26 protein-coding genes are annotated in these 24,700 nt (G+C 65.8%); 4 read left to right on the top strand and 22 right to left on the bottom strand.

Annotated features, from left to right (window positions below):
- Positions 1 to 15: 15 nt before the first annotated feature.
- From ABIB95_RS22605 to ABIB95_RS22585, 5 genes are read right to left on the bottom strand one after another with little or no spacing between them, the layout of a single operon-like run.
- Positions 16 to 1,152 carry an NAD(P)/FAD-dependent oxidoreductase gene (locus tag ABIB95_RS22605; RefSeq protein ID WP_354242289.1) on the bottom strand — a complete coding sequence of 379 codons (1,137 nt, stop codon included), beginning with the start codon at positions 1,150 to 1,152 and terminating at the stop codon, positions 16 to 18.
- 9 nt (positions 1,153 to 1,161) lie between these two features.
- Positions 1,162 to 1,968, bottom strand: a complete 807-nt coding sequence (locus tag ABIB95_RS22600) for an ABC transporter permease (RefSeq protein WP_085401809.1) — start codon at positions 1,966 to 1,968, stop codon at positions 1,162 to 1,164.
- Entirely contained in the window at positions 1,965 to 2,840 is an 876-nt protein-coding gene (locus ABIB95_RS22595) for an ABC transporter permease (protein WP_354242286.1), read from the bottom strand. Before ABIB95_RS22595 ends, ABIB95_RS22600 begins: the two co-directional genes overlap by 4 nt.
- Entirely contained in the window at positions 2,837 to 3,877 is a 1,041-nt protein-coding gene (locus ABIB95_RS22590; RefSeq protein WP_354242283.1) for an ABC transporter ATP-binding protein, read from the bottom strand. Before ABIB95_RS22590 ends, ABIB95_RS22595 begins: the two co-directional genes overlap by 4 nt.
- Positions 3,878 to 3,900: 23 nt before the next feature.
- Positions 3,901 to 4,938, bottom strand: a complete 1,038-nt coding sequence (locus ABIB95_RS22585) for an ABC transporter substrate-binding protein (protein ID WP_063981054.1) — start codon at positions 4,936 to 4,938, stop codon at positions 3,901 to 3,903.
- Positions 4,939 to 5,211: 273 nt separating this feature from the next.
- Between ABIB95_RS22585 and ABIB95_RS22580 the strand changes: the two genes are divergently transcribed.
- Entirely contained in the window at positions 5,212 to 6,129 is a 918-nt protein-coding gene (locus ABIB95_RS22580) for a LysR substrate-binding domain-containing protein (protein WP_028161125.1), read from the top strand.
- On the opposite strand, the gene ABIB95_RS22575 is transcribed toward ABIB95_RS22580, so the two are convergent.
- Genes ABIB95_RS22575 through ABIB95_RS22535 form a run of 9 tightly spaced genes read right to left on the bottom strand, consistent with a single transcriptional unit; the run spans position 6,119 to position 14,911 of the window.
- Positions 6,119 to 7,492 carry an amidohydrolase family protein gene (locus ABIB95_RS22575; RefSeq protein ID WP_354242280.1) on the bottom strand — a complete coding sequence of 458 codons (1,374 nt, stop codon included), beginning with the start codon at positions 7,490 to 7,492 and terminating at the stop codon, positions 6,119 to 6,121. The genes ABIB95_RS22580 and ABIB95_RS22575 overlap by 11 nt on opposite strands.
- Positions 7,489 to 9,072, bottom strand: a complete 1,584-nt coding sequence (locus ABIB95_RS22570; RefSeq protein ID WP_354242277.1) for an ABC transporter substrate-binding protein — start codon at positions 9,070 to 9,072, stop codon at positions 7,489 to 7,491. The genes ABIB95_RS22575 and ABIB95_RS22570 overlap by 4 nt, the downstream gene beginning before the upstream one ends.
- Before the next feature lie 22 nt (positions 9,073 to 9,094).
- Entirely contained in the window at positions 9,095 to 9,751 is a 657-nt protein-coding gene (locus tag ABIB95_RS22565) for an aspartate/glutamate racemase family protein (protein WP_354242275.1), read from the bottom strand.
- A gap of 8 nt (positions 9,752 to 9,759) precedes the next feature.
- Entirely contained in the window at positions 9,760 to 10,644 is an 885-nt protein-coding gene (locus ABIB95_RS22560; RefSeq protein WP_063981049.1) for a polysaccharide deacetylase family protein, read from the bottom strand.
- Entirely contained in the window at positions 10,631 to 11,446 is an 816-nt protein-coding gene (locus ABIB95_RS22555) for an ABC transporter substrate-binding protein (RefSeq protein WP_354242272.1), read from the bottom strand. Before ABIB95_RS22555 ends, ABIB95_RS22560 begins: the two co-directional genes overlap by 14 nt.
- A 15-nt stretch (positions 11,447 to 11,461) precedes the next feature.
- Positions 11,462 to 12,226, bottom strand: coding sequence for an amino acid ABC transporter ATP-binding protein (locus ABIB95_RS22550; protein WP_135214726.1), 765 nt, complete (start codon positions 12,224 to 12,226; stop codon positions 11,462 to 11,464).
- Positions 12,223 to 13,080: an amino acid ABC transporter permease gene (locus ABIB95_RS22545; RefSeq protein WP_354242269.1), complete on the bottom strand. Its 858-nt coding sequence runs from the start codon at positions 13,078 to 13,080 to the stop codon at positions 12,223 to 12,225. Before ABIB95_RS22545 ends, ABIB95_RS22550 begins: the two co-directional genes overlap by 4 nt.
- A complete protein-coding gene (locus ABIB95_RS22540) occupies positions 13,077 to 13,901 on the bottom strand; it encodes an ABC transporter substrate-binding protein (RefSeq protein ID WP_063981045.1) in 825 nt (274 codons plus the stop codon). The genes ABIB95_RS22545 and ABIB95_RS22540 overlap by 4 nt, the downstream gene beginning before the upstream one ends.
- Before the next feature lie 53 nt (positions 13,902 to 13,954).
- Entirely contained in the window at positions 13,955 to 14,911 is a 957-nt protein-coding gene (locus ABIB95_RS22535) for an N-carbamoyl-D-amino-acid hydrolase (RefSeq protein ID WP_354242266.1), read from the bottom strand.
- Between the two features lie 151 nt (positions 14,912 to 15,062).
- Between ABIB95_RS22535 and ABIB95_RS22530 the strand changes: the two genes are divergently transcribed.
- Positions 15,063 to 15,989, top strand: a complete 927-nt coding sequence (locus ABIB95_RS22530; RefSeq protein ID WP_135214722.1) for a LysR family transcriptional regulator — start codon at positions 15,063 to 15,065, stop codon at positions 15,987 to 15,989.
- A gap of 29 nt (positions 15,990 to 16,018) precedes the next feature.
- Positions 16,019 to 16,738 (top strand): type 1 glutamine amidotransferase, encoded by a 720-nt coding sequence (locus ABIB95_RS22525; RefSeq protein ID WP_354242262.1) that lies wholly within the window; start codon positions 16,019 to 16,021, stop codon positions 16,736 to 16,738.
- Positions 16,739 to 16,861: 123 nt separating this feature from the next.
- Here ABIB95_RS22525 and ABIB95_RS22520 read toward each other — a convergent pair whose 3' ends face one another.
- The 8 genes from ABIB95_RS22520 to ABIB95_RS22485 all read right to left on the bottom strand — a co-directional run bounded on the left by ABIB95_RS22520 (position 16,862) and on the right by ABIB95_RS22485 (position 22,712).
- Positions 16,862 to 17,329, bottom strand: coding sequence for a nuclear transport factor 2 family protein (locus ABIB95_RS22520; RefSeq protein ID WP_354242260.1), 468 nt, complete (start codon positions 17,327 to 17,329; stop codon positions 16,862 to 16,864).
- Between the two features lie 93 nt (positions 17,330 to 17,422).
- Positions 17,423 to 17,872: a tol-pal system-associated acyl-CoA thioesterase gene (ybgC, locus tag ABIB95_RS22515; protein WP_354242257.1), complete on the bottom strand. Its 450-nt coding sequence runs from the start codon at positions 17,870 to 17,872 to the stop codon at positions 17,423 to 17,425.
- Between the two features lie 69 nt (positions 17,873 to 17,941).
- Positions 17,942 to 18,856, bottom strand: coding sequence for a metallophosphoesterase (locus ABIB95_RS22510; protein WP_354242254.1), 915 nt, complete (start codon positions 18,854 to 18,856; stop codon positions 17,942 to 17,944).
- Between the two features lie 152 nt (positions 18,857 to 19,008).
- Positions 19,009 to 20,061, bottom strand: a complete 1,053-nt coding sequence (gene ruvB, locus ABIB95_RS22505) for a Holliday junction branch migration DNA helicase RuvB (RefSeq protein WP_085401794.1) — start codon at positions 20,059 to 20,061, stop codon at positions 19,009 to 19,011.
- Positions 20,058 to 20,588, bottom strand: a complete 531-nt coding sequence (locus ABIB95_RS22500) for a hypothetical protein (RefSeq protein ID WP_247302308.1) — start codon at positions 20,586 to 20,588, stop codon at positions 20,058 to 20,060. Before ABIB95_RS22500 ends, ruvB begins: the two co-directional genes overlap by 4 nt.
- A complete protein-coding gene (gene ruvA, locus ABIB95_RS22495; protein WP_063981036.1) occupies positions 20,585 to 21,202 on the bottom strand; it encodes a Holliday junction branch migration protein RuvA in 618 nt (205 codons plus the stop codon). The genes ABIB95_RS22500 and ruvA overlap by 4 nt, the downstream gene beginning before the upstream one ends.
- Entirely contained in the window at positions 21,199 to 21,726 is a 528-nt protein-coding gene (gene ruvC / locus ABIB95_RS22490) for a crossover junction endodeoxyribonuclease RuvC (RefSeq protein ID WP_039156321.1), read from the bottom strand. The genes ruvA and ruvC overlap by 4 nt, the downstream gene beginning before the upstream one ends.
- Positions 21,727 to 21,965: 239 nt before the next feature.
- Positions 21,966 to 22,712, bottom strand: a complete 747-nt coding sequence (locus ABIB95_RS22485) for a YebC/PmpR family DNA-binding transcriptional regulator (RefSeq protein WP_063981035.1) — start codon at positions 22,710 to 22,712, stop codon at positions 21,966 to 21,968.
- 203 nt (positions 22,713 to 22,915) lie between these two features.
- Between ABIB95_RS22485 and ABIB95_RS22480 the strand changes: the two genes are divergently transcribed.
- The gene (locus tag ABIB95_RS22480) at positions 22,916 to 24,664 is read left to right on the top strand and encodes a methyl-accepting chemotaxis protein (protein ID WP_354242249.1); all 1,749 of its coding nucleotides are present in this window, start codon (positions 22,916 to 22,918) and stop codon (positions 24,662 to 24,664) included.
- Positions 24,665 to 24,700 lie beyond the last annotated feature (36 nt).

Here is a 24,700-nt window from a genome sequence, read left to right as displayed (position 1 = left end):
CTCCTTGAGATATCTCTAATAGCCGCTGTTGTTCGCAGCACCGGCGGCGCCGAAACGGCTGGCCGAGAACGCGCCGACCAGCTCCGGCTCGAGCGCGCCAGCTGCGACCATGCGCGCGATCTCGAAAGCGTGGTTGGAGGCGAGCGTCACGCCGGAATGGCAGCAGGCGACAAAGGCGCCGGGATGCGTCTCCGACTGGTCGTAGATCGGAAAGCCGTCCTGCGGCATGACGCGGATGCCGGCCCAGCTCCTGACCACGTTGAGCCGCGACAGATGCGGAAACATCCTTTGCGCGCGATCGGCCATCACAGCGCTGACGGAATGCTTCAGCGCGCGATCGTCGAGCTCGTCCTCCTTGCTGTCGCCGATCATCACCGTGCCCTCGTCGGTCTGGCGGATCGTGGTCAGCGGATGCGGCAGGAACGGCATGGTGCGCTCGGTCACCACGATCTGGCCGCGGGTCGGGCCCATCGGCGCGTAGAGGCCGACCATCGGCGCAAGCGTCTGGTTGGCATTGCCGGCCGCGAGCACGATCTTGGCGGCGCGCAGTTCGCCCTTCGGCGTGGTCAGGCGGAATTCGCCACCGCTCTTGCCGATCGCCGAGACCGGGCGCTCCGGAAAATAGTCGATGCCGAATGCCTTGAAGCCGGTGTGGAAGGCGCGGAAGGTCCGCAGCGAATTGACGTGGCCGTCGAGCGGACAATAGCTGCCGCCGGACACTTCCGGCCCGATCAGCGGCAGCGACTTCTTCACCTCGGACGGGGTGAGCATCTCCATCTTGTAGTCGGCCGCGCCAGTCTGGTTGTGCATGCGCTTGACGAGTTCGGTACGCTGGCCAAATTCATCCTCGCCGAGCGTCAGATGAAAGCCGCCATTCTGCTGGAGTGAGACATCGAGGCCTGTCTGCTGCTTCAGCTCGGAGGCGAGCCGGCCCCACGCTTGCGACGCCTGCACGGTCCAGACCGTATAGGCGGGCATACCGAGCCCCTTGCTCTGAACCCAGACCAGCGCAAAGTTAGCGCGCGAGGCGCGCTTGGTGATGTCGCCTTCATCGAGCACGGCCACGCTCTTGCCGAGCCGGCCGAGGCCCCAGGCAATGGCGGAGCCGAGCAGTCCGCCGCCGACCACAGCGACGTCGTAGTCTCCTGACATAAATTTCTCCTATCGTCCCGTATCGCCCTTGCCGGCGAGCACGCGGTCGAGCCCGTAGAAGCGGTCGAGCAGAATGAGGGCGGTCATGGTAACAGCGATCACGCAGGCCGAGACCGACGTCACCAGCGGATCGATGTTGTCCTGGATATAAAGGAACATGCGCACCGGCAACGTCTCGGTGCCGGGCGCCGCGAGGAAGACGGTCATGGTGAGATCGTCGAAGGACTGGATGAAGGCGAGCGCCCAACCGCTGATGACGCCGGGCAGGATCAGCGGCAGCGTCACGCGGCGAAACAGCGTCCAGCCGTTGGCGCCGAGCGAGACTGCCGCCATCTCGACCGAGAGGTCCATGCCGGTCGCCGCCGCCAGCGTCAGCCGCAGCGCGAACGGAAACACGATGATGACATGCGCGATGATCAGCGCGGCAAAGCTGCCGCCGAGGCCGGCCGAGGTGAAGAAGCGCAGGAAGGCGATGCCGAGCACGACATGCGGGATCATCAGCGGCGACAGGAACAGCGCCGCGAGCGCATCGCGGCCGCGGAAGCGATAACGCGCGATCGCCAGCGCTGCCGGCACCGCGAACAGCAGCGCCACGAAGGATGAGAGCGCACCGAGCCCCAGGCTGACCCAGAAGGCATGGATGAACTCGGGATAGTTGGCGATCGCCCTGAACCAGCGCAGCGAAAAGCCGTTGGTCGGCAGCGACAGGAAGCCTTCGGGCGTGAAAGCAACGAGGCATACCACCAGGATCGGCGCGACCATGACGATGACGAAGATGGTGTGGAAGATCAGCGCGAGCGGGCCGTTCCGGCTCATCGGAACACCTCCGCGTAGCGGCGCTCGATCAGCGCGTTGCTGCCGACGACGATCAGCACCAGCGCGACCAGCAGCAGCGTTGCGACCGCTGCACCGAGCGGCCAGTTCAGCGTGTTGAGGAATTCGTCGTAGGCCAGCGTCGCCGCGACCTTGAGCCGACGGCCGCCGATGATCGCGGGCGTCGCGAAGGCACTGGCGGAGAGCGAAAACACGATGATCGCGCCCGACAGCACGCCCGGCATGATCTGCGGCATGATGATGCGGCGGATGATGGTCACGGGCCCCGCGCCGAGCGACATCGCGGCGTTCTCGATCTGCGGGTTGAGCCGCTGGAGCGCGGCCCACACCGACAGCACCATGAACGGCATCATCACATGGGCGAGCGCAACCACCATCCCTGTCTCGGTGAACATGAAGGGAATGGGCGAGCGGATCACTCCGAGCGACATCAGGAGCTTGTTGACGAGGCCGTTGTTGCCGCCGAACAGCAGCGCCCAGCCAAGCGTCCGCGCCACCACAGAGATCAAGAGCGGCCCGAGGATGATCAGCAGGAAAAAGCTCTTCCAGCGGCCGCTCATGCGGTTGAGGATGTAGGCTTCGGGTGCGCCGAGCAAAGCGGTGAGCAGCGTTGTCAGGATCGCGATGCGAAACGTCCGCCAGAACATTTCTGCGTAGTAGGGATCGGTCGCGATCTCGTGCCAGTTCTTCAGGATGAAGACCGGCTCGATGCCCCTGTACTGGCCCCAGTCGTGGAACGACAGCATCACCGTCATCGCCAGCGGAATCAGCAGCACGCCGACGAACAGCATCAAGGCGGGCGCGGTCAGCGCCCAAGGCGCACGCGCGTTGCGCTCTTCGGCGGCCGCGCTCATGAGGAGGCTCCGCCGCGCACGCTCATGTCTTCGGGACGCCAGGCGAGGTGAACGGCCTCGCCCTCGGCCGGCGGCGCCGTCCCGTCATTCTGGCGGATCACGATCGCCGGGCCGCATTCGCTGTCGCACTGGAACAGCCAGTGATTACCCTGGAAGATGCGCGTGACGATCTTTGCGCCGAGCCCCGTATCGCCAAATCCGATCCGTTCAGGGCGAATGCTGACAGTGACAGGGCCGCTGAGCCCAACCGGCGCCGGCGCGTTCCAGGAGCCAGCCACCAGCCGTACCGGCGTCGCGGTCCGATCAATCGTCGCCGCAAAATCGTTGGTCTTGCCGAGGAACTGCGAGACGAAGGCCGAAGCCGGCTTCTCATAGGTCTCCTGCGGCGAGCCGATCTGCTCGATGCGGCCCTGGCTCATCACCACGATGCGGTCGGACAGCGACATCGCCTCGTTCTGGTCGTGGGTGACCAGGATCGTCGTGGTGCCGATGGTGCGCTGGATCTGGCGCAGCTCGATCTGCATCTCCTCGCGCAGTTTGGCGTCGAGATTGGATAGCGGCTCGTCGAGCAGCAGCACGCTCGGCTTGATCACCAGCGCGCGCGCCAGCGCCACGCGCTGCTGCTGACCGCCGGACATACGGCGCGGATGGCGGTCCTCGTAGCCGGCAAGCCCGACCATCGCGAGCGCGGCGCGGACGCGCTCGGCTCTTTCGGCGCGCGGCACGTTGCGCATCTCGAGGCCGAACGCGACGTTCTCCGCCGCCGTCATGTGCGGAAACAGCGCGTAGCTCTGGAACACGATGCCGAGCCCGCGCTTCGCGGGATGGATCGCGGTCAGGTCCTTGCCCTCCAGGCGGATCGCGCCGCGTGTGGGATCGAGGAAGCCCGCGATCATCTGCAGGGTCGTGGTTTTGCCGCAGCCGGACGGGCCGAGGAAGGAGATGAACTCCCCCTTCCCAACCGACAGACTGAAGTCATCGACCACAGTCTGCGCGCCGAACTGTTTTGCGACCCGATCGAGCTCGAGATAGGCCATGCGCTGTCTCCGCAACGATCAGATCAACGCTCGACCTCGCGATTCCAGCGCTTGGTCCACTCCTCGCGCTTCTCGTTGATCACAGTCCAGTCCGGATTATAGAGCTTTGCCGCGCGCTCGCCGATCGGCGCCATCTTGCCGAGCTCCGGCGGTACCACCAGTGATTTCAGCACCGGGCCGTAGCCGTAGTCCTTCAGCATCACGAGCTGGATTTTTGGGTCGAGCAGCATCTTGACGAAGTTGGAGGCGAGCGGCGAGGCATTCGGCTTGGTGATCGGACACGCCGTCGTCAGCAGCGTCGCCGCGCCTTCCTTCGGATAGACGAAGTCCACGGGGAAGCCGGTGTTGGCGAAGCTCTGCACGCGGCCCGTGCCCCACACCGCGATCACGGCCTGGCCGGACTGGAACAGCTCGGTCATCTTGCCTGGCGACGGCTCATAGGCGAGCACGTTCGGATTGATCTGCTCCTTGAAGATCTTGAAGCCGGAATCGACATTGGTCTCGCCGCCGCCGTTCATCTTCGACAGCATCACCAGCGCTTCGAGGCCGTAGGTGTTGTTGATCGGCGGGATCACGAGCTGTTTGGCGTATTTCGTGTCCTTGAGATCGTTCCAGGAGGTCGGCGGCGCCCAGCCTTTCTCGGCGAACACCTTGGTGTTGTACATCAGGCCGGTCGCGACGATGCCGATCGCAACAGCGCGATCGTCCTTGAAGCGGGCGGTGTCATAGAGATCGGCGGCCGGCAAGCCTTCGAGCTTGCCGCAGAAGCCGAGCTGGATCGCCTGGTACATCGGGCCGTCGTCGACGATGGCGACGTCGATCTGCTGGTTGCCCTTCTGCGCCTGGAGCTTGGCCAGCGTGTCGGTGGAGTTGCCGGCGACGTACTCGACCTTGACGCCGTTCTCCTTCTCGAAGGCCGGGATCACCTCATCGCGGATGGTCTTCTCGAACGAGCCGCCGTAACCGGCGACGTAGAGCGTTTTCTGCTGGGCCGAGGCGGCCGACGGGACGGCGATGAGCGCTGCGATGCTGACCGCGGTCAGAAGGCTGAGAGTCTTCATATGGACCGATCTCCAATACCGGGATGAGGTGACGTGCCGAAAAATCTCTGACTGAGGCGCCTTCCGCATTTCCTTCCGCGCCAACCCTCTCCGGACAGGGCTCCGGCCCCTGTTCGCCAGGTTTTGGCGCGATTCGGAGGTTTGAACCCCTCCAATCTGCCGAAAAAGCGGGCTGTCTCCAGTCCTGATGAAAAAGATCGCAAACCCTGGCTTCCATCGTCCAATGAATAATGGCACCCTCTGCATGCCTAAATGTTATGGATGGAAATTGGGATGGCGCGGATCAATTCGCGGCAGGTGGAGGCCTTCCGCGCGACGATGCTGACCGGCAGCGTGACTGAGGCCGCAGCGCTGATGACCGTGACGCAGCCGGCCGTGAGCCGGCTGCTGCGCGACCTCCAGGCGCTCCTCAAGATGGAGCTGTTCGAACGGCGCGGTACCGGGCTGGTGCCGACCGCCGCGGCGATGGCGCTCTATACCGAAGTGGAGCGCTCCTTCGTCGGGCTCGAGCGCATCACGGCGGCCGCCGAGGAAATCCGTGGCCGCCGCACCGGCTCGCTGCGCATCGCCGCGCTGCCGGCGCTGTCGAACGGCTATCTGCCGCGGCTCGCCGGACATTTCCTGAAAGAACGGCCCAACCTCAACCTCGCCTTCTTCGGCGTGATCTCGCCGATCGTGGTCGATTGGGTGCTCAACAATCAATGCGACATCGGCTTTGCCGAGGTGCCGATCGCCCATTCCGGCCTGCCGAGCCAGCGGCTGCCCGCGTTGGCGCGCGTCGCGGTGCTGCCGACCGGTCATCGCCTCGCGGAGAAGCAAGTTCTGGAGCCGCGCGATTTCGAGGGCGAGACGTTCATCTCGCTGTCGGCGGGGTCGTCGAGCCGTCACCTCGTCGACCAGGTCTTCCATCGCCACGACGTCCGCCGCGTGCTCAGGGTCGAGACCACGCTGTCGGAGATCATGTGCGGCATGGTGTCGTCGGGGCTTGGCGTCGCAATCTGCGATCCCTTCACGGCGCAGGAATTTTCCACCCGCGGCGTCGTCGTTCGCCGCTTCCTGCCGCGCATCGATTTCGAATTCTCCGCGGTCTTTCCGGCGCAGCGCAGCCCCTCGCCGGTGGCGCTTGATCTGGTCGAGACAATGCGCAAGGCGCTGGTTGAATTCGAGGACGACGCAACACTCAGCCGTTGAACGCGGCCTGCGCTTCCGGCAGGTCCCAGATCTTGCCGATCGCCGCACTGCCCGCCGTCGTGATCGCCGCTTCGTCCGCGCCGAGATAGCAACCCTCATCGACCAGCATGCGGCCGTCGACCATGACCTGATCGATGTTGGCGCGGTTGGCGAGCGCGATCAGCGCGCGGCGCGGATCGAACAGCGGTTGAAGATACGGATGGGTGAGATCGACGACGGTGAGATCGGCCGTCGCGCCGGGCTCAATCCGGCCGAGATCAGGCCGTTTGATGACGTCGGCGGCGACTGCCGTGTTGGCCTCGATCAGTTCCGGCGAATTGGCGACATCGGCGCGCTGCGACGTGACCTTGGAGATCAGCGAGGCCGCGTTGAGCTCGCCGAGCAGATCCATGTTGTAGCCGTCGGTACCGACCACGGTGCGCACGCCGTGCTCGGCAAAACGGCTGAACGCTGCAGTGACGCCGGCGCGCGCGAATACGCGCGGGCAATTCAGCACGGTCGTGCCGCGCGCGGCCATCAGCCTGAGATCGTCGTCGGTACTGAACATGCAATGCGCGGCCATCAGGTCGGGCGCCAGCAGGCCGAGCCAGTCCAGATATTGCGCCGGCGTGCGGCCGCCATAGCGCTTGCCGATGGTCTCGACCTCGGCGCGGCTCTGCGCCATGTGCGTCGTGATGGGCACGCCAAGCTCGCGCGCCCGCGCGGCGCAGGCTTTCAGCAGATCGGGGCCACAGGTGTCGGTCGCGTGCGGGCTCATCGCAAGACTGATGCGGCCGTCGCCGCGATTGTTCCAGCGCTGATAGAGCGCGTCCCACGTTGCCATGTCGGCGGTGCCGTCGTCGCCGGAATAATGCACCACGCCGTCAGGGCCCGCCTTGGCATCTGACGTCGAGAACAGATAGGGCGCGCCGTAGAAGCGAATGCCCATCTCCTCGGCGGCATCGAACATCTCCGGAATTGAATTGCGGAACGGCTCCATCACGGTGGTGGCACCGCCCTTGAGGAGCTGGAGGATGCCGAGCCGCGCGACGGCAAGGCGCTCTTCCGCCGACAGGATATCGGCGCCGCGCTTGGTCAGCGGCAAGAGCACCGTATAGACGATGCTCTGGTTGTTCTTGCGGCCGTTGCCGTCCTCGGTATGGCTGCGCGCCACCGCTTCGGAGAAGCAGTGATTGTGCAAATTGAGCAGGCCCGGCAAGACAAAGCGGCCGGGCCGGTCGTAGACCTGATCCGCGCTTGGCTTGTCGCGGGTGATTACCGCGATCTTCTTGCCTTCGACCAGAACCCAATGGTCGCGCAGCACGTCCTGCGCGCCGTCCTTGCGTGACAGCACATAGCTGCCGAAAATTGCTGTGGTGCTCATGCGGGGCGTACGTTCCAGAAGACGGCGGTGCCGTCGAGAATGCCGGTGATGGCTTTGCGATAGGCGGTCGGCTGCTTGTACAGGCCGATCGGAATATAGGGGATTTCCTCGAATGCGACCGCCTGGATTTCGCGGCAGATGCGCTGCTGCTCGGCAAGCTCGGAGGCCGCCAGCCACTGGCTGCGCAACGGCCCCATCTTCTCGCTCGCATACCAGCCGGCGACCTTGCCCTCGCCGCGGATGTTGGTGTTGCCGGCCGGATTGAGCCAGTCAATGCCCTGCCAATTGCCGACCGCGGCGCTCCAGCCGCCCTGCCCGATCGGGTCCTTCTTGAGCTGGCGCTGCAGGACGACGGCGAAATCGAGCCCGGCATATTCGACGTTCATGCCGGCCTTGCGCAAGCTGTCGACCGCGATCTCGCCGAGTGGCTTCTGCGCCAGCGAGTTGGTGGGGACCAGCACCACGATCTTCTCGCCATTGTAGCCCGCGGCCTTCAGCTCGGCCTTGACCTTGGCGTAGTCGCGCTGCCCACGGAACACGTCGAGGCCGACGTCGCTCGCCATCGGGGTATCAGGCGCGAAATAGCCGATCGGCGACACCTGGAACGCCGGATCGGTGCCGGCCACTGCCGTCATGAACGCGGATTGGTCGATCGCACCCAGCAGCGCACGACGAACGGCGGGATTGTCGAACGGCGGCTGCAGATGATTAAGGCGCAGCATGCAGGCGTAGCCTCTGGGGTCAAGGATGCGCGTCTCGATGTCGCCGGCGGCCTTTATGATCGGCAGCAGATCGTGCGGCGTGGTCTCCTGCCAGTCCTGCTCGCCGGTCTGAAGCGCGGCGACGCCGGTGCCGGCATCGGGCGTGGTGGTCCAGACCACGCGGTCGTAATGCACGATCTTCGGCCCCGCGGTCCAATCCGGCTTGCCATCAGTGCGCGGCTGGTAGCGCTCGAATTTCGCATAGGCGTTGCGGGCGCCCTGCACGCGCTCGTCGGCGAGATAGCGGAACGGGCCGCTGCCGATGACTTCGGTCAGCGGCTTGAACGGGTCCTGGCTCGCCAGCCGCTCCGGCATCATGAAGCAGGGATTGATCGCGGCCTTGCCGAGCGCCTGCGGCAGCAGTGGGAACGGGCGCTTGAGGCGGAAGCGGATGGTGCGGTCGTCGGCAGCCGAGAGCTCGGCGGTCGCCTCCAGCAGCTCGCCGCCAAAGCCGTCGCGCGCCGCCCAGCGGCGGATGCTGGCGACGCAGTCGCGCGCCAGCACACGTTCGCCATCGTGCCAGAACAGGCCGTCGCGCAAGCCGAGGTCCCATTGCAGCAAGTCAGCGGAGATGGCGTGGCCCGACAGCATCTGCGGCGAGACCTGCAGCGAGGAGCTCATGCCATAGAGCGTGTCGTAGACCATGAAGCCGTGGTTTCGCGACACCTGCGCGGTCGAATAGATGGGGTCGACGAAGGCGAGGTCGATGACGGGAATGAAGCGCAAGGTGCTCTGGGATTCGGCGCGGACGATGCCCGGCAGCGAAAGCGCCGGCACTGTTGCAGCGGCCTTGAGGAGCGAGCGGCGGGAGATCGGCATGACAAAAGGCTCCTGAAGGATCTTACGTGTTCAACAAGACCGCGCCGATTGCAGCGGCTACCGCCTGCTGCGCCGGCTCGATCACGGGCACACCGATCGCATCCGCGATCGCCGCGCGGTGCGAGGCCATGCCGGCGCAGCCCATCACCACGACATCGGCGCGGCATTGGGTGACCAGCGCGCGGCCGGCATCGACCAAGCGGCCGCGGATATCGGCGCCTGCCGTTTCCGCCGCACTCGCACCGACCGACCAGCTTCCGGCGTAACGGCCATCGACGCCCATTACCCGCGCCATGCGTTGCTGGCGGCGGATGCTCGACGGCGACAGCGCGATGATGCCAAAGCGTTCGCCCAGCATCAGCGCGCGAAAGATGCCGCATTCGGCGATGCCCAGCACCGGACGGCGGCCTGCCGCCTCGCGCACCGCATGCAGGCCTGGATCACTGAAGCAGGCGAGCACGAAGGCATCGGCATCATCGCGCGTGACGCGATTGACCAGCGGCATGACCACGCTGTCGGCATCGCGCTGCGAGCTGATGCCGGGCGGTCCCTCGGCAAGGCCGACCACCTCGATGTCAGGCCCGCCGGCAATGCGCAGCGGCGCGACCGCGTCGTCGATCGCCGCCGTCACCGACGCCGAGGAGTTGGGGTTGATGACGAGGATGCGACGACGGGTCATGGGACTGCTCAGCGGCTACCGGCTTCGTGGCGCAGGAAGTTTTCCGCGATCTTCTCGCCGGTCGTGATCCAGACATCAGGGCACGACTTTGCGTAGGTCAGGAACTCGCGCAGCAGGCGCAGCCGCATCGGACGGCCGCTGCACTGGGGATGCAGCACGGTCGTCACCATGGCGCCCCAGTCCCTGGTTTCGTCGAGCTCGTCCTTCCAGATCGAGAGCACATGCTCCTTGGGGAAGATCGAGCGCGGGCTGAAGCGGGCAGAGAGGCCGTGCATCCAGTCGTCATAGCTCGCAGTGACCGGCAGCTCGATCGTGCCGGGCTTGCCATCGGCCAGACGATGGCGATAAGGCCGCACGTCGTCGCGGAACGAGGACGTGTAGACGATGCCGTGCCGCACCAGTGCTGCGCGCAGCTCCTCGGTGAACTCGCCATAGGGCGCGCGATAGCCGGTGGGCCTGACGCCGAGCCGGCGCTTCAGCGCCTCGAAACCGCGCTCCAGCTCCTCCTCGATCCAGGGATCGCCGGGATCGGGCAGCAGATGGTGATAGCCGTGATGGCCGATCTCGTGGCCGGCCTTGAGGATCGACTCGGCCATCGCCGGATGCGCGTCGACCGACCATCCCGTGACGAAGAAGGTCGCCTTGAGATCGAGCTGGTCGAGCAGCTCCAACAGCTTCGGCGTGCCGACGCGCGCCTCATAGCCGCCATAGCTCATGGTGATGAGCCGCTGCGCGTGGACCGCGTCCTTGCTGGTCCACGCACTCTCCGCGTCGACGTCGAAGGAGAGGAACATCGCCGAAGTGTACGGCTTCGGCCAGGGATATTCCGGCGCGGGATCGGCGGTGTTGGCCGGAACGAGCGGGATGCTCTTGAGTGCCTTACTGTCCAGCATTGATGGTCGCCTTCTCTAATCCGTTGTCGTTCAGTTTCCACTTGGCAAGCAGGGTCTTGTAGGTGCCGTCGGCGATCACCGCATCGACCGCTTCGAGAATGGCCTGCTGAAGTGCCTTTTCCTTGACCGGCAGGGCAATGCCGGTGAATTGCTGCGCGATGGGCTCGCCCACGGACGCATAGGCGCCGGGCTCGAGGTCCATGATGTAGGGCAGCGTCTCGTTGCCCTGGGCGGCGGCATCGATGCGGCCCTGCCTGAGCTGGGTCCGCGCGTCGGCCGAGCCGTCGGTGCCGATGAACTGGATCGGATTGCTGCCGCAATTCTTCTCGCTCCACGCCGCGATCTGCGCCGGGAACATGGTCCGGCGGCTGGCGCCGACCTTCTTGCCGCAGAGCGATGCCGCGTCCTTGAACTCCGCCTTGCGCGACTGCTGCACGAAGAACTGCGGGCCGCTCCTGAGATAATCGACGAAGGACGCGATGTCGTGACGGCTCGCGTAGTCCGTGAAGCCGGACAGGATCGCGTCCACCCGCCCGGTCGAGATCGACGGCATGAACTCGGCAAAGCTCGTCTCCTGCCATTCGATCTTGACGCCAAGCTTGCGGCCGATGGCTTCGCCGAGATCGATGTCGAAGCCGGACAGCGCGTTGGTGGCGGGATCGCGGAATTCCATCGGCGGATAGTTCGGCACCAGCGCCACCTTGAGGCTGCCGCGCTTGGCGATGTCCGCCGGCAGCTCGATGGACAAGGCCGAAACGGTCATGGCGCCAAACAGCGCCGCCGCAACCCAAAGTCTCTTCATCAACACGCCCCCATTTCAGATCACTGCCGAAAGAAATGCCTTGGTGCGCTCCTCGCGCGGCGCACCCAATACGTCCGAGGCGCGCCCCTGCTCGACGATCGCACCCTGGTCCATGTAGACAACGCGGTCGGCGACCTCGCGCGCGAAGCCGAGCTCGTGCGTCACCACCATCATGGTCATGCCGCTCTTCGCCAGCTCCTTCATGACCGCGAGAACCTCGCCGACGAGTTCCGGATCGAGCGCGCTGGTCGGCTCGTCGAACAGCATCAGCATCGGCTTCATGGCGAGCGCACGCGCAATCGCCACGCGCTGCTGCTGGCCGCCGGAGAGCTGCGCGGGATACCAGTCCGCCTTGGCGGACAATCCGACGCGCCGGAGCAGTTCGAGCGCCTCCGCGCGCACCTCGTCGGATTTGCGCCCCTGCACTTGAAGTGGACCTTCGGTGATATTCTCCAGCGCGGTCTTGTGCGGAAACAGGTTGAAGCGCTGGAACACCATGCCGGTCTTCAGCCGCTGCCGCCCGATCTCCCGCTCGCTGAGGCGATAGAGCCGCCCGCTTTGCTCGCGCACGCCAAGCAGCTCGCCGTCGAGCCAGATGCCGCCGGCATCGATCGCGGCAAGCTGATTGATGCAGCGGAGCAGCGTGGTCTTGCCGGAGCCGGAGGCGCCGATCAAACACATCACCTCGCCGGGCCAGACGTCGAGCGAGACGCTTCTGAGAGCCTGGAACTCGCCAAAGCTCTTGCTGACGGAGCGAATCGCGACGAGGGGTTTTGTCATCGCGCCAGCCGCAATGTGCCGCGGGCAAAACGGCGTTCGAGCAGCATCTGGAGCGGCGTCAGGATCGAGACCACGAGCAGGTACCAGAGCCCGGCGACGATCAGGAGCTCGATCACGCGCGAATTGGCGTAGTAGATGTTCTCGGCGTTGTGCAGCAGTTCCGGATACTGGATGACGCTCGCGAGCGAGGTCGCCTTCACCATGCCGATGAACTCGTTGCCGAGCGGCGGGATCACCACCCGCATCGCCTGCGGCAGGATGATCCGGCGCAGCGCGCGCAACCGTCCCATGCCGATCGCCTGCGCCGCCTCGTATTGCCCGATGTCGACCGACAGCATGCCGGCGCGCATCACCTCGGACGTATAGGCGCCCTGGTTGATGCCGAGCCCGAGCAGCGCGGCGAGGAACGGCGTCATGACGTCGACCGCGCGCGCAGACCACAGGCCGGGAATGCCGATGGTCGGAAACACCAGCGCGAGGTTGAACCACAACAGCAGCTGCAGGATCAGCGGCGTGCCACGGAACAGCCAGGTGTAGCCGGCCGCAACCGTCTTCAGCACCGGATTGGGCGACAGCCGCATGACCGCGACGACGACGCCGAGGACAATGCCGAGCGCCATCGCCAGCACCGCCATCACCATCGTGTTGACGATGCCTTCGAGAATGACTTTTGCGGTCAGGAAGCGGCTGACATAGGACCATTCGATCTGACCGTTCGCAAACGCGCGCACAATCGCCGCCAGCACCAGCACGATCAGGGCCGCGCTGAACCAGCGAAACCAGTGCGGCTCGCGCGCGATCCGCATCCCCGACAGATCAGGGAAACCCTCCGCGAGTGCCGGCACCGGCTTCATTGCGGCGCCGCATTCAGCATGGGCTGGGCCACCGCGTTGGCCCCCAGGCCCCATTTGTCGAGAACGGCCTTGTAGGTGCCGTCGGCGATCATCGCCGTGAGCTTCTCCGTCACCACCTCGCGCAAAGCCGCATCGTCCTTGCGGAACATGATGCCCTGGTAGCCTTTGGCGAAGGGCTCGCCGACGACGCGATATTTGCCGGGCTCCTGCGTCTGCGCGTAAGGCAGCGTCTCGCTGCCCTGCACTGCGGCGTCGATGCGGCCCTGCTTGAGCTGGTTGCGGACGTCGATCGAGTTCTCGCCGGGGACGTACTGAATGGCCGGCTTGCCGGCCGGCTCGCAGTTCTGCTTGCTCCACTTCTCGATCTCGACCGGGAAGCTGGTGCTGCGGGTGGTGCCGACCTTCTTGCCGCAGAGATCGGTCGCGTCCTTGGCCGCATTGTCCGCCATCACGAAGAACTGCGGGCCGGTCGCGAGGTAGTCGACGAAATCGGCGGTCTCGCGCCGTGAGGCGCGGTCGGAGATGCCGGAGATGATGAAGTCCGCGCGCCTGGTCTGGAGCGACGGGATCAACTCAGCGAACGGCGTCTCGCTCCAGACGATTTTTACGCCAAGCCGCTTCGCAAGTTCGTTGGCCAGATCGACGTCGAGCCCGACGAGCTCGTTGGTGGCGGGATCGCGGTACTCCATCGGCGCGTAGGTGGAGTTGACCGTGAGCTTCAACGCGCCCGCCTGCTTGATCTCCGCGGGAAGCTCCGCCGCTTGCGCCGACGTTACGGTAGCCAGTACTGCGAGGCCGAGAGAGAGCGAGAGGCGTATCATGTCAGCTCCTTTGCCAACGTTTTGCTTTGAGTCCTTTGCCAGCGCCGTGCCAGTCAGTCCGCGTCGAGAACGGCCGGCTCGATGACGCCGGCGCGTTCGGTGATCACCCTGTATTGCTCGGGCCGCCGGTGGGCGGCGAAATTGAACATCTTGTCCTTGCCCTGGCGGCAGAGATCGAGATCGATGTCGGCGACGATCACCTCGTCGGCCAAAGTCTGGGCTTGCGCAACGATGCGACCATTGGGATCGACGATGCAGGAGCCGCCGATCAGCCCAGAGCCGTCCTCCTCACCCGCCTTCGCCACCGAGATCGCCCAGGTCGCGTTCATGTAGGCGTTGGCCTGCGTCACCAGCGTCGAGTGGAAGGTGCGCAAGGACGCGTCTTCAGTGACGCCGCCATTGGGGTCATAGGCCGCCGAATTGTAACCGATGCAGACCAGCTCGACGCCTTGCAGGCCGAGCACGCGCCAGGATTCCGGCCACCGGCGATCGTTGCAGATCATCATGCCCATGATCGCATGGGCCCAGGCCGAGCCGGCGCGGAAAGCGGGAAAACCGAGATCGCCATATTCGAAATAGCGCTTCTCGAGCTGCTGGTAGCGCGCGCCTTCGCGCGGCTCCACCGAGCCCGGCAGATGCACCTTGCGATAGCGGCCGAGGATCTCGCCGTCGCGATCGACCAGGATCGCGCAATTGTAGCGGCGGCCGTCCGGCGTCAGCTCGGCATAGCCGACATAGAAGCCGACGCGCAGCGCGCGCGCACGGTCGAACAGCTTTGCCACCCCCGGGTTCGGCATGCCGCGCTCGAAATAGTGGTCGAGCGCGGCGCCTTCGAGCAGCCAGCGCGGGAAGAAGGTGGTGAAGGCAAGCTCGGGAAACACCACGAGGCTGGCGCCGCGGCCGGCGGCCTCCTCCAGCATATCGAGCATTCGCGCCAGCGTCTGCTCGCGCGTATCGGCTTTTTGCGTCGGCCCCATCTGTGCGGCGGCGGCGCGAAGGACACGAACCAAGATTGCCTCCAATATGTGCGCAGTGCTGCCTCAATGGGCGAATGAACCCTTTGATGCAACGTGCAAATCCGCGACCATTACGCGGAAGCGGGGCTGCAAAATCAATTCGTTCTGCTATGATGTTTTGGCCCAGAGTATAATCGGCAGTGATATGAACCTGCGTCAGCTCGAGATCCTGCGTGCCGTCATCCGCCATCGCACCACGGTGGCGGCGGCGGACGAACTGGCGCTGTCGCAGCCCGCGGTCAGCAACGCGCTGAAGACGATGGAGGCGCAGGCGGGCTTTGCGCTGTTCGAGCGCGTCAACAACCGGCTGTTTCCGACCGCGGAGGCGATGGCGCTCTACAAGGAGAGCGAAGCCATCTTCGCGCTGCACGCCAAGCTCGAGAACCGCGTCCGCGATCTGCGCGAGAACCGCTCCGGCCATCTGGCGCTCGTCGCGACGCCGCCGCTGGCCTACAGCATCATCCCGTCGGCGCTCTCAAGCTTCCTTCGCCGCCGCCCGGAGACGCGCGTGTTCTTCGACGTGCGGCGCTATGAGGGCATCATCGAGGGGGTGCTCAGCCGCGTCGCCGAGCTCGGCTTCGCGCTGGGGCTGACGCATCATCCCGGCATCGCGCATGAGGTGGTGCATACCGGCGAGATGGTCTGCGTCCTGCCGCCGCAGCATCCTCTCGCCGACAAGCCGGTGATCTCGGCCGCCGATCTCTCCGGCATGCCCTTCATCGGGCTCGAGCGCGGCACGCGCCTCGGCGAGGCCGTGCGCGACAGCTTTGCCCGCACCGGCGCGCCGTTCCAGCCGACCGTCGAGGTGCGCTACTGCAACACGGCCTGCGTGCTCGCCGCCGCCGGCGTCGGCGCCGCCGTGGTCGATCCGTTCTCGCCGCGACAGAACGGCGGCAGCGGCCTCGTGGTGCGGCCGTTCACGCCCACGACGCACGCCGTCGCTTATATGCTATGGTCGGAAGCCGAGCCGCTGTCGCGCCTGGCCAAGGCGTTTCTCAACGAGGTCCGGAAAGAGAGCGCACAGCTGGCACGCACAGCGCCACACCAGCAACATGGGGCAGAAAGCGACTGAGCTTCGCAACCTTTTGACCCGGGGGGCACATGGCACGCATCACCATCATCGAGACCGGACAGGTCCCGCAAAAGTACCGCGAGCAGCACGGCTCGTTTCCCGACATGTTCGAGCGCATGGTCCGCGCCGAGGACCCGATCGCCACGGTGGACGTCGTCAGCATTCCCAATGGCGATGCGCTGCCCGACCCGAGCAAGCTCGAAGCCGTGCTGATCACCGGTGCTGCCGCCGGTGTCTATGACGGGCTCGACTGGATCGCGCCGCTGGAAGATTTCGTGCGCACGGCTTACGCCAACAAGACGCCGATGGTCGGTGTCTGCTTCGGCCATCAGCTGATCGCGCAGGCGCTCGGCGGCACCGTGCAGAAGTCGGAGAAGGGCTGGGGCATCGGCCGCCACGTCTATCAGGTGCTGCCGGAGAACGGCGTCGTCGACGGCAAAGCGGTTGCGATCGCCGCCTCGCATCAGGACCAGGTGGTCGAGCCTCCCATCGATGCGCTGACGATCCTCTCGTCCGAATTCACCCCGCATGCGGGCCTGCTCTACGCCAACGGCACCACGCTGACCGTGCAGCCGCATCCGGAATTCGACGTGGAGTTTGCGCAAGTGTGCTGCGAGCTCCGCGACGGCAAGGCGCCGGAGGATGTCGTTGCGACCGCGAGGGAGTCGCTGGCGGAGCCGATGGACAACGCGAAGTTGGGTGGGGCAATCACGCGGTTTTTGGTGCGCAGATCCATCCCCTCATCCTGAGGAGCACGCTCTCGCGCGCGTCTCGAAGGATAGAGGCCCGGATGCTGCAACGGCGGGGCCTGCATGGTTCGAGACGCCGCTTCGCGGCTCCTCACCATGAGGGGCGAGAGTTGTTTACGCGTCTCAGAACGGATCCGTCCCCAATCCCGGCACATCCGCCGGCCGCGGTCCCGGCGCCGGCCAGTGAAACCGGCGGTCCTTCTCGGCAATCGCGATATCGTTGATCGACGCCTCGCGGCGCCGCATCAGCCCGTGCTCGTCGAACTCCCACTGCTCGTTGCCGTAGGAGCGATACCACTGGCCGCCCGCATCGTGCCATTCGTACTGGAAGCGCACCGCGATGTGATTGCCGTCGAAGGCCCAGAGGTCCTTGATCAGGCGATACTCCCGCTCCTTCTCCCATTTGCGGGTGAGGAACGCGACGATGGCCTCCCGGCCCTGGAACACCTCCGAGCGATTGCGCCAGCGGCTGTCCTCGGTATAGGCGAGCGAGACTTTCACCGGATCGCGCGAATTCCACGCGTCCTCGGCCATGCGCGCCTTTTGCGCGGCGGTCTCACGGGTGAAGGGTGGAAGTGGCGGGCGCGACATGGTGGCCTCATCGGTTGGTCCGGGCCGCAATCTATCGCCGCAATTGGCGGAGTCGATAGGCCATCACTTATCGGCCGATCACTTATCGGGCGATCAGGAAATCAGATCGGCCTTCATCAGCGTACGGATCGATTTCGGGATCGGCTGGGCGCGGCCGCCGCTGATGAAGGCGACGCGCACCTCGGCTTCCACCAGCACGTCCTCAGCCCGCCGCACCTCCTGCGCCAGCATGATGGAGGCGCCCTTCACCGCAACCGGCCACGTCACGACGTCGAGCACGTCGTCCATCCGCGCGGGCTTCAGAAAGTCCAGATGCATCGAGCGCACCACGAAGGCAAAGCCCGCGCCCTCCGTTTCGACCTGGTCGAACAGCGCCTGCTGCTCGGCGCCCATCAGCCGCAGATGATTGGTGCGCCCGCGCTCCATGTAGCGGAGATAATTGGCGTGATAGACGATGCCGGAAAAATCCGTGTCCTCGTAGTAGACGCGGACCTGCATGTGATGGCGGCCGTCGCGGATCTCGCCGTCGAGATGGGCTGTCACGTCGCGAGCCTCTTCGCTTTTTGCAACCGACCCGTTTTGCGCAAAAACAGCCGACCGCGCAAGCGCAGGTTATGCCACGGCCGGCGTCCTTCCCAGCGTCACCTCGACGATTTCCGGCGGCACGCCGACGCGGACCGGCATGATGCTGCAACCGAGGCCGCCGGAGACGATGACGTCGCATTTCAGCCGGAAGTGACCATAGGCGAGCCGCACGCCGTGCTGAGGCGAAACAGCCGGCGACCAGCCGAACAGGCGGACCTGGCCGCCATGGGTATGGCCGGACAGTTGCAGCGCGACGCGCGCGGGTACGAGCGGCGCGATATTGGGCTCGTGCGCGAGCAAGATGACCGGCGCATCGTCGGTGACCTTCGCCAGCGTACCCGCAAGATCGTCGGCGCCAAGCCGGTGCACGCGGCCATAGCGCTTCGCGGGATAGTAGGCGAGCTGATCGCCGAGGCCCGCGAGCCAGAAGGAGCGTCCGTCCTTGGTGAGACGCACGACGTCGTTCTCGTAGACGGGAATACCGGCCGCCTCCAGCGCGCGATGGGCGGCTGTCGGCCCGTGCCCGGCCTGCTGCACGGCCCTGTCCACCCAATAGTCGTGATTGCCCATGACGGCATGGACGCCGAGCGGTGCCTTGAGGCCCGCGAGCACCTTGGCCCATTCGCTCGACGGAATGATGCGCGTGACCTGGTGAACACCCGTGACATAGTCGCCGAGCAACACGATGACATCGGCGTTGAGCGCATTGGTGCGATCGACGATGCCCTCGATCCGCTCCAGCGACATCCAGGGATCGCAGGCATGAATGTCGGTGACGATGGCGATCTTGAGCGGAAAATCCGCCGGCCATTGCCGCGGGGTCGGGTGATAACGGGTGACGCGGAGCCGCAGCGGCTCGATGCCGACGCCATAGGCCGCGGTCGAGACGCCGAGCGCGGACAGGCCGCCGATGGAACGGATGAGATGACGACGCGTGATCATGGAAGCCCGATGGTGATGCAGCTTTGTGATGCGGTCCGATTGGAGCGGAATTGGGGTCCGCTCGTGCAGACGGCCTGCATTCGCGTGCAGACCGTTTGCACAAAGATTACCGGAAGTTCATGACGGTAGCTGCACCCGCCATTTGCGCGAGATCAGTCGTCGCTCTCATCCGTGCCGAACAGCCCGAACTGTGCCGCGGCATCGCGCGAGGGCTCGGCGATGCCGAGATGGCGGAAGGCGTGCGAGGTGAGCAGGCGGCCGCGCGGGGTGCGCTGGAGATAGCCGCACTGAATGAGATAAGGCTCGATGATGTCCTCGATCGCATCGCGCGGCTCGGACAAGGCGGCGGCCATCGTCTCGACGCCGACCGGGCCGCCGCCATAGTTCTGCGCGATGGTCGTGAGGTAGCGGCGGTCCATGGCGTCGAGGCCGGCGGCGTCGACCTCGAGCGCGCTCAGCGCATGATCGGCGATCTTGCGGTCGATCGAGGCGGCATCGGCGGCGGAGGCGAAATCGCGCACGCGCCGCAGCAGGCGGCCGGCGATGCGCGGCGTGCCGCGGGCACGGCGCGCGATCTCGTTGGCACCGTCGGCACTCATGCCGACATTGAGCACGCGCGCGCCGCGGGTGACGATGCTTTCCAGCTCCTCGATCGTATAGAAGTTGAGGCGAACCGGAATGCCGAAGCGATCGCGCAAGGGATTGGTGAGGAGGCCGGCGCGCGTGGTGGCGCCGACGAGCGTGAATTTCGACAGCTCGATCTTCACCGAGCGTGCCGCCGGGCCCTCGCCGATGATCAGGTCGAGCTGAAAGTCTTCCATCGCGGGATAGAGCACCTCTTCCACCGCTGGGCTGAGCCGATGGATCTCGTCGATGAAGAGCACGTCGCGCTCTTCGAGGTTGGTGAGGAGTGCGGCGAGATCGCCGGCCTTGGCGATCACCGGACCCGAGGTGGCGCGAAAGCCGACGCCGAGCTCCTTGGCGACGATCTGCGCCAGCGTGGTCTTGCCGAGGCCGGGGGGGCCTACGAACAGCACGTGATCCAGCGCCTCGCCGCGCTTGCGCGCCGCCTCGATGAAGATCGAGAGGTTCTTGCGCGCCTGCTGCTGGCCGACGAAGTCGGACAGCGATTGCGGACGTAGCGCGGTGTCGCCGACGTCATCGGAGCGGCGCTCGGGCGTGACGATGCGTGGGGGAGTGGTCATGCGGGCAGGATAACACGATGCAGCGGTTTCGCGAGCCACCAGCACAGGCTGGCCGGAATGACGGCGACGACGGCGAGCATCGCCGAAAGCTTCAGCGCCTCGGGCGCGGAACGGACACTCGGCACGATCACCGCCGAGGTTTCGGAGGGCACGACGAACATGCCAACCATGACGAAGCCGGCCGCGCCCACGGCCGCGGCGAGCCACGCCATCCAGATCATGTTGAGATCGGCGTAGACCGCCGCCAACGCAAATATCAGGCCGGCGACGACTGCAGGAAGGAACGAGGCGAGAATCGTGACGATGGCCAACAGCACGACCGCGATCGAAACCAGGGCACGCAGTGCTTCCAGTTCGAGGAACACGAGAAACATCTGCAGCACCGCGGCGCCGAGCGCCGTTACCGTCACAGCAACCAACGCGGCGGTCGTCAGCGGCCCGACAATGGAGAAAATCACGACGATACCGGCCACGCGCGAAAGGCGACGAAACAGGGCGGCGACGGGATTGGAGTGGGCCGCGCTCACTTCGACAGCTCCTTCAGGCCTAGCCGGATGAGTTGCGCGGTCTCGGCGCTCTCGCCCGCGCTGCGCGATGCCGATGCGATGGCCGCAGCCGCCTGCGGCTGGCCGTAACCGAGATTGACCAGCGCCGAGATCGCATCTGCCACCGGGCGCGGCGCGCGCTGGTCGTCGACGGCGCCGGCGAGATGCACGACGGCGGGATCGACATTGGCGAAGGCCGGCGCCTTGTCCTTCAGCTCGGTAACGATGCGCTCGGCAACCTTGGGGCCGACGCCCGGCGTGCGTGCCACCGCGGCCTTGTCGCGCAGCGCGATGGCGTTGGCGAGATCGGAAGGCGCCAGCGTGCCGAGCACGGCGAGCGCGACTTTTGCACCGACGCCCTGCACGGTCTGGAGCAGGCGAAACCATTCGCGCTCCTGATCGGTGCGGAAACCGAACAGCTTTATTTGATCCTCGCGGACATAAGTCTCGATCGACAGCACCGCGGCCTCGCCGGGCGAGGGCAGATGCTGCAGCGTGCGCGCCGAGCAATGCACCTGATAGCCGACCCCGCCGACGTCGAGGAGCACATAATCCTCGCCGTAGGAATCGATCAGGCCCTTGAGCTTGCCGATCATAAGCCCGCCACCTTCAGCCTGAGCGCCGTGCTTTGGCGATGATGGGCGTGGGTGATGGCGATGGCGAGTGCGTCGGCAGCGTCGGCGGACGGCGGCTCGGCTTTCGGCAGCAAAATCTTCAGCATCATCGCGATCTGGTGCTTGTCGGCGTGGCCGGCACCGACCACCGTCTTCTTGACTTGGTTCGGCGCGTATTCGGCGACAGTAATGCCGAACATCGCGGGCGCCAGCATGGCGACGCCGCGGGCCTGGCCGAGCTTCAGCGTCGCGACGCCGTCCTTGTTCACAAAGGTCTGCTCGACCGCGGCTTCCATCGGCTTGTGACCGGACAGGACGGCGGCAAGCCCCTCATGGATCGCGAGCAGCCGGCTCGCCAGCGGCAAATCGTCCGGCGGTTCCACCGAGCCGCAGGCGACGTAGATCAGGCGATTGCCCTCGGCCTCGATCACGCCCCAGCCGGTGCGGCGCAGGCCGGGGTCGATGCCGATGATGCGAACGGGGCCACGAATCGGGAGCGCAGTCATGGGCCAGTGATAGCGGCTGGCTGCGGTGGGGGAAACAGAAACAGAACGGGAAGTAACAGGGGAAGTGGGGTGTCGCGATTGGGTGCCCGCGATGACGACCACAAGGCACGCGGTCATACCCCGCGAAAGCGGGGTATCCAGTACGCCGCGGCTTCTCCGCTTCCCTCAGACGTCTCTGGAATACTGGGTCGCCCGGTCAAGCCGGGCGACGACAGCGGAATCTGGGGCTGGTGGCGACCTCAACCGCCAATCTTCGCCATCAGCGCGTCCGACACCTCGAAATTGGCGTAGACGTGCTGGACGTCGTCGTGCTCGTTGAGCAGGTCCATTAGCTTCAAGAGCTTCTCGCCGGTCTCGTCGTCGACCGCGACCGTATTCTGCGGCTTCCAGATCAGCGCGGCCTTGCGCGGCTCGCCGAACTTGGCTTCCAGCGCCTTGGCGACGTCGCGATAGCCTTCGGTCGAGGCGTAGATCTCGTGTCCGCCTTCGCCTGAGACGACGTCGTCGGCGCCGGCCTCGATCGCGGCATCCAGCACCGCGTCGTCGGAGGCGACGCTGCGGTCGTATTCGATGATGCCGGTGCGGTCGAACATGAAGGAGACCGAGCCGGTTTCGCCGAGATTGCCGCCCGATTTGGTGAAGAAGGAGCGGATGTCGGAGGCGGCGCGGTTGCGGTTGTCGGTCAGCGCCTCGACGATGACGGCGACGCCGCCGGGGCCGTAACCCTCGTAGCGGATCTCGTCATAGTTCTCGCCCTCATTGCCGAGCGCCTTCTTGACGGCGCGCTCGATATTGTCCTTCGGCATGTTCTCCTGGCGCGCCGCGATGATGGCCGCACGCAGGCGCGGGTTCATGTTGGGATCGGGCGTGCCCAGCTTGGCCGCGACGGTGATTTCCCGCGCCAGCTTGCCGAACAGCTTCGACTTCTGGGCATCCTGCCGCCCCTTGCGGTGCATGATGTTCTTGAATTGGGAATGTCCGGCCATGCGTGTCTCGTCAGGAATCGTGCGCCAAAGGTGAGCGTGGGAAGCGCGGCCTTATAGGCCGCCAACCCACCGGAATGAAAGAGGCTCTACGACTTTAAGGTAATACCGTAGTGCCCCGTGCCTAGGAGTCAGGCACCGTTAACCCTGATTTCATTCCGGCTTGCGAAAATAGCAACCGCCCGTTCCCCGGCAAGAGTGACCTGATGGCGTTCGCATTGTTTCGGAAGCGTCTGCCCGACTTGTCCGCGCCCGTGGCACCCCCACAGGCCGCGCCGTCGCCGGTCGATCCGGCGCCCGCCCCCTCGGCCGAGGCCGATTCCGCCAGGGAAATCCTGGAACTGCTGGAACTCGAGCTCGGCGCCGTGATCCGCCAGCTCGAGCGGGCCGCCAATTCGGTCGCCGGCGGCGCGGAGGCGACCGCGGCAACGCTCGCGGATATTCGCGAGCGCACCGACGCCCTCACCGGCCGCACCAATGCAGCGCAATCGACCGCCTCAACCTTTGCCCATGCCGCCGACAAGTTCACCCAGTCCGCGCAAGGCATCGGCGCGCAGGTGCGCGCGGCCGGCAAGCTCGCCGACGAGGCCAGCGCCGCGGCGCAGGAAGCCCGCGCCAATGTCGACCGCCTGCGCGAATCCTCCGCTGCCATCGGCAATGTCGTCAATCTGATTGCGCAGATCGCGCGGCAGACGACGCTGCTCGCGCTCAACTCGACCATTGAGGCCGCGCGCGCGGGTGCGGCGGGCAAGGGCTTTGCGGTCGTCGCCACCGAAGTGAAGGCGCTCGCGGTGCAGACCCAGGGCGCGACGGAGGAGATCACCAGGAAGATCGACGCGCTCCAGCGCGACGCCGCCGGCTCGGCCGACGCCGTGCATCGCATCGCGCAGGCGATCGAGGCGATCCGCCCGGTGTTCGACACCGTCAACGGCGCGGTCGCCGAGCAGAATGCCACCACCAGCGAGGTCTCCGGCAACGCGGCAAGCGCGTCGCAGTTCATCATCTCGGTCGGCGAGAGCGCGGCCGAGATCGACGCCGCAACCAAGGCCGCCGAGACCCACGGCGAGAACGTCGCCAGCGCCGGCAAGGCCGTCACCACCTTCGCGCGCAAGCTGAAATCGCGCTGTGCGGTGCTGCTGCGCCAGAGCGAGCACGACGACCGTCGCAAGACCGAGCGGCTGCCCTGCCATCTCAAGTTCGAAACCGCACGCGGCGTGTTGCAGGTCTACGAGATCGCGATGGACGGCGTGCTGATCGGCGGCCCGGAGGCGGCGAAGCTTGCCACGCAGGCCGTCGTCGACGGCACGCTCGAAGACGTCGGCGCCTGCCGCCTGCGCGTGATCGAGCAGTCCAAGGCCGGCGCCCGCGCGCAATTCGTCAGCCCCAACGCCGATCTCAGCGAGAAGATCGAAGACAGGCTCTGGTCGATCCACGAGGAGAACACCGAGTTCGTCACCCGCGCCATGGAGGCCGGCACGGCGCTGACCCGGATTTTCGAGCAGGCGGTTGCACGCGGCGAGGTCAAGATCGACGACCTCTTCGACACCGATTATGCGGAAATCGCCGGCACCAATCCGCAGCAATACCGCACCAGATATCTGGACTGGGCCGACCGCGCGCTGCCGCCGTTCCAGGAAGCCTTTCTCGCCAAGGAACCGCGCATGGCGTTCTGCGCCATGGTCGACCGCAACGGCTTCCTGCCGGTGCACAACAAGATCTATTCGCATCCGCAGCGGCCGGGCGACACCGCCTGGAACACCGCCAACAGCCGCAATCGGCGGATCTTCAACGACCCGGCAGGGTTGGCGGCCGCACGCAACCTGCGCTCGTACCTGGTCCAGAGCTATGCCCGCGACATGGGCAACGGCAACACCGTGATGATGCGCGAGATCGACGTCCCGATCCGCGTCCAGGGCCGGCACTGGGGCGGATTCCGCACGGCTTACAAGCTGTAGTGCACGCTCAGGCAAGACGCCGGCCGCGAATCATCC

This window comes from Bradyrhizobium sp. LA2.1 (genome assembly GCF_040547725.1).
Taxonomy (GTDB): domain Bacteria; phylum Pseudomonadota; class Alphaproteobacteria; order Rhizobiales; family Xanthobacteraceae; genus Bradyrhizobium; species Bradyrhizobium barranii.
The sequence above is the reverse complement of the archived record's forward strand: the minus strand, read 5'-3'. Positions and strand labels throughout refer to the sequence as shown.